Raw genomic sequence first — 3,918 nt, forward strand, 5'->3', positions numbered from 1 at the left:
GCGGGGGCCACCCGGGAACGACGATCCGGAGCGCCACCGCCATGAGCAGCAGCCCCGCGCAGGCGGCCGCGGTGATCCGGCGCAGTCGCGGGCTCCGCAGGACGAGGGCGGCAAGGGCGGCCATGACGAGCAGCGACGCGGCCCCGAGCGCGCCGTCCTTCCAGCGCAGCGTGCCGTACGGGACGTCCGCGGCGGCCTGGGCGACGCCCACGATCCATCCGACGGCCAAGCCCGCGGGCCACACCAGCAATCTGGCCGGCGGCATCGCGATCGGGGCGATGGCGGCGGCGAGGGCGCCGAGCAGTGTCGCGGGGGCGATGGCCGGTGCGGCGAGCAGGTTCGCGCCGATCGCCACCAGACTCAGTTCCCCGGTCAGCATGACGAGGACCGGGGCACAGGCGACCTGGGCCGCCGCAGCGACGGCGAGCACCTCGGCGACCGGCCGCGGCATCCGGTGGCTCAGCCGCTCCCGCCACGGCGGCGCCAGGATCAGCAGTCCCGCCGTGGCCAGCACCGAGAGCGCGAAGCCGTACGACCGGGCCAGCTCGGGGTCGGCGAGCACCAGGATGAGGACGGCGGCGGCGAGAGCCGGGACACCGCGCCGCTCCCGCCCGCTGACCAGTGCCAGCAGGCCGATGAAGCCCATCACCGTGGCGCGCAGCACGCTGGGCTCGGGGCGGGCGACGACGACGAAGGCCGACACCGCCAAGGCGGCGAGCAGGGGCCCGCGCCTGCGGCCGAGACCGCACATCCCGGCGACGGCGAGCACACCGCTGATGATCAGAGCCAGGTTGGCGCCGCTGACCACCATGATGTGGGTGAGACCGGCGTCCTTGAAGTCCTCGGCGAGGCGTTGATCGAGCCGGGACGTGTCGCCGACGACCATGCCGGGGAGCACGGCGCGCTGAGCCGTGGGCAGCCCGTTCGTCGCCTCGCGCAGTTTCGCGCGTACGGTGGCCGCCGCACGCTGCGCCGTGGAGGGGCCGCCGAGCACGACCGGCGGTCCGCGGACGAGGGCGACGGCGGCGAGCAGCTCCGCCCGTTCCGGCCGGGTCAGCCTCGCCTCGAGGCGGACCCGCCGGCTCGGCACCAGATCCCGCCATGCCGCCGCCACCGGCCCGCGGACGAGCAGCAGCACGGGGACCCGCACACCGACCGGCCGGCCCGGGCCCGTCCACACGGTCTCGGCCCGGGCTCGCACGGTGAGAAGGTCGCGCCCCTGGGCGAGCCGCGACTGCGGATCCGCTGTGATCACCGCCTCCATCGAGACGCGGGCGCCCTCGGCGGCGAGAGCCCGTACGGGCCCCGAGCCGACCGCGGACAGCCGAAGCCCCACCCCGGTGGCTCCGGCGGCCGCACAGACGAGCACGGCGGCGGCCACGGCCCTCCGGTGCGGCGCGAGTCCCGCGCTCCCCGGCCACACCAGCGCCCCCATCCCGATCACGGTGCAGCCCACGGCCACCCCGTAGGCCACGGAGGGCGCGGCGCCGATCAGCGCGAACGACACCAGCCAGACCGCCAGTGCCGGTGGCACCAGCCGGAGGTCGTGCGCGCTCCCCGATGCGGCCGCCGGCTGGACGGCGCTCATACCCGGACGAGGTCCCTGAGCTCGGCGAAACGCCGTTCACCGATCCCCGTCACTTCGCGCAGCTGCGCGACGCCCCGGAACCCGCCGTGCTGGGTGCGGTAGGCCACGATCCGTTCGGCGAGCACGGGACCGACCCCGGGAAGGCTCTGCAGTTGCTCCGCGGTCGCGGCGTTCAGGTCCAGTGGTGCCCCGGGCGCTCCCCCGGCCGGCGCCTGCGACGGGGCCGCCGCCTGCCCGGTGGCGGCGGCGGGGAGGCCGACCGGGATCTGCTCGCCGTCGACCACCCTGCGGGCCAGGTTCAGTGATCCCGTGCCGGCACCCGGCCGCAGTCCCCCGGCGGCTTTGATCGCCTCGCCGACGCGCGCGCCGGCCGGCAGGGTGACGACGCCCGGGCGTCGTACCTTTCCCGCCACGTGCACGACGACCGTCGCGCCCGGGCCGGCGGCGGCCGCCCCGGAGGCTCCCGATGGCACGGGAACGGTGGGGGGCCCGGACGAGACGGCCAGTGACGCGGAAGCGGGCTCTGGAGCGGTCTGCGGAGCCGGGCGGGACGTCCACAGGTAGCCGCCGGCGATGAGCGCGGCCAGCAGCCCGACCATCGCGAGGGCCCTTGCGCCCGGCAGCCCGGGATCGAACCGGCCGATGAGGGTCCGGTCGGCGACGGCCACGGACCCACTCGCGCCCTCGGGTCCGGCCGCGCCACCGGGTGCGCCCCCACCACCGGGTGCCGTCGCGGCTTCCGGCCCGTCCGCGGCCGCTTCCACGGATCCGCCGGGCGGCTGCGGTGACGAGCGTAAGAACGCCGCCGGCGGTGCCTGGCGCGGCGGCGGAGGCGCAGCCGCGCCACCGCCGCTCGGCGTGGGCGCGGCGAAGGACGCGGGGGCACGCAGCCCGTCGAGCGTCACCCGGCCCAGGAGGGATCGCAGCCGCTCCGGTGCGTTGCCGCCATCGCGTACTCGTCGCGGATCGACCCGCGAATTGAGGAGTCTCATGCCGCCAGACGCTAGGCAGGCGCGAACAACGGCCGGAAGAGGTCTGGGGAAATGTGGATAACCCTCGGCGCGGGCCGGCTCCCGCTCTGGCGGCGCCGCTCGGGCGCGCACGGGCGGCAGGCGGCCGGCCCGCCGGGACCGGGCGGGGACCCGGCGGAGAACTCAGCGGGGGGCCACGACGACGCCGACCATCCCTGGGCCCGCGTGCGCTCCGATCACGGGGCCGACCTGCCCGACGTGCAGCTCTTCGAGGTTCGGGATGCGTTCCCGCAGGCGGGCGGCGAGAGCGTCCGCACGGGTCTGCGCGGCCAAGTGCTGCACGGCCACGTCGACATCGCGTTCACCGGCGAACTCGACGGCGAGATCCTCCATCCGCGACAGCGCCCGCGACAACGTCCGCACCTTTTCGAGCGGCTCGATCCGGCCGTCGGCGATCATCAGCAGAGGCTTCACCATCAGCGCCGAGCCGAGCAGCGTGGCTGCGGCACCGAGCCGCCCGCCGCGGCGCAGATGCTCCAGCGTGTCCACGTAGAACAGCGACCGTGACCGCTCCGCCCGGCTCCTCGCGACCGCGGCGACCTCGTCGATCGAGGCGCCCCGGCGCGCCGCCGCCGCGGCCGACAGTGCCGCGAAGCCCAGCCCCATGCCGATGGTGCCGCTGTCCACGACGACGACCGGAACGGCGGCGTCCTTGGCCGCCAGCAGCGCCGCCTCGACGGTTCCGGACATGGCCGCCGACAGGTGGACCGACACCACGCCGGCCGCCCCCGACTGGGCGGCGGTCTCGTAGGCGTGGGCGAAGCGCAGGGGTGAGGGCCGGGAGGTCGTGACCGGATGCCACTGACTCAGCGCGCGGGCCGTCTCGGCGGCCGTGATGTCCACGCCCTCCTCGGAGACCGACCCTCCGACGGAGACCTGCAACGGCACGACCGTGAGACCGTGCCGGTCGGCGAGCTCCACCGGCAGGTACGCGGTCGAGTCAGTGACAATCGCGACCGCAGCACCCATAGCCGGAGATTACTCCTGTAATACCTGGCCTGACCGCCAACGCCACGCAGCCGGGCGAGGCGAGCCCGAGGTCGGCTCAGACATCGGAACACGGCGCCAGATCACGGCGCCAGATCACGGCGCCGGACCACGGCGTCAGATCGCGACGCCGCCGCGCCAGACGCGCAGCGCGCGCAGGCCGAAGGCCCACGCGAAGGCGCCCTCGTGGTCGGCGTCCCACAGCACGATGTCGGCCAGCATCCCGGGCGCGAGCGCCCCACGATCGCCGACCCGCAGTGCCGCCGCGCCGCCGAGCGTCGCGGCCCGCAGCGCCTCGGTGACGCTCAAGCC

Annotated in this window: 4 protein-coding genes; all 4 read right to left on the minus strand. The window is 75.9% G+C overall.

The window, feature by feature from the left end; genetic code table 11:
• A partial coding sequence (locus HKK72_RS37065) for a ComEC/Rec2 family competence protein (protein ID WP_187239062.1) occupies positions 1-1,588 on the minus strand: 1,588 nt, incomplete at its 3' end.
• Positions 1,585-2,580 (minus strand): ComEA family DNA-binding protein, encoded by a 996-nt coding sequence (locus HKK72_RS41855; protein WP_187239063.1) that lies wholly within the window; start codon positions 2,578-2,580, stop codon positions 1,585-1,587. The genes HKK72_RS41855 and HKK72_RS37065, both read right to left, overlap by 4 nt.
• 162 nt (positions 2,581-2,742) lie before the next feature.
• A complete protein-coding gene (locus tag HKK72_RS37075) occupies positions 2,743-3,588 on the minus strand; it encodes a DegV family protein (protein ID WP_187239064.1) in 846 nt (281 codons plus the stop codon).
• A gap of 135 nt (positions 3,589-3,723) precedes the next feature.
• On the minus strand, positions 3,724-3,918 hold a 195-nt coding region (locus HKK72_RS37080), incomplete at its 5' end, for an amidohydrolase family protein (RefSeq protein WP_187239065.1).

Source organism: Actinomadura sp. HBU206391, from assembly GCF_014323665.1.
GTDB lineage: Bacteria > Actinomycetota > Actinomycetes > Streptosporangiales > Streptosporangiaceae > Actinomadura_C.

Bases quoted from the DNA above. Each gene is read 5' to 3' on its own strand.
- HKK72_RS41855 (WP_187239063.1), bottom strand. From the start codon at position 2,580: ATGAGACTCCTCAATTCGCGGGTCGATCCGCGACGAGTACGCGATGGC.
- HKK72_RS37075 (WP_187239064.1), bottom strand. From the start codon at position 3,588: ATGGGTGCTGCGGTCGCGATTGTCACTGACTCGACCGCGTACCTGCCG.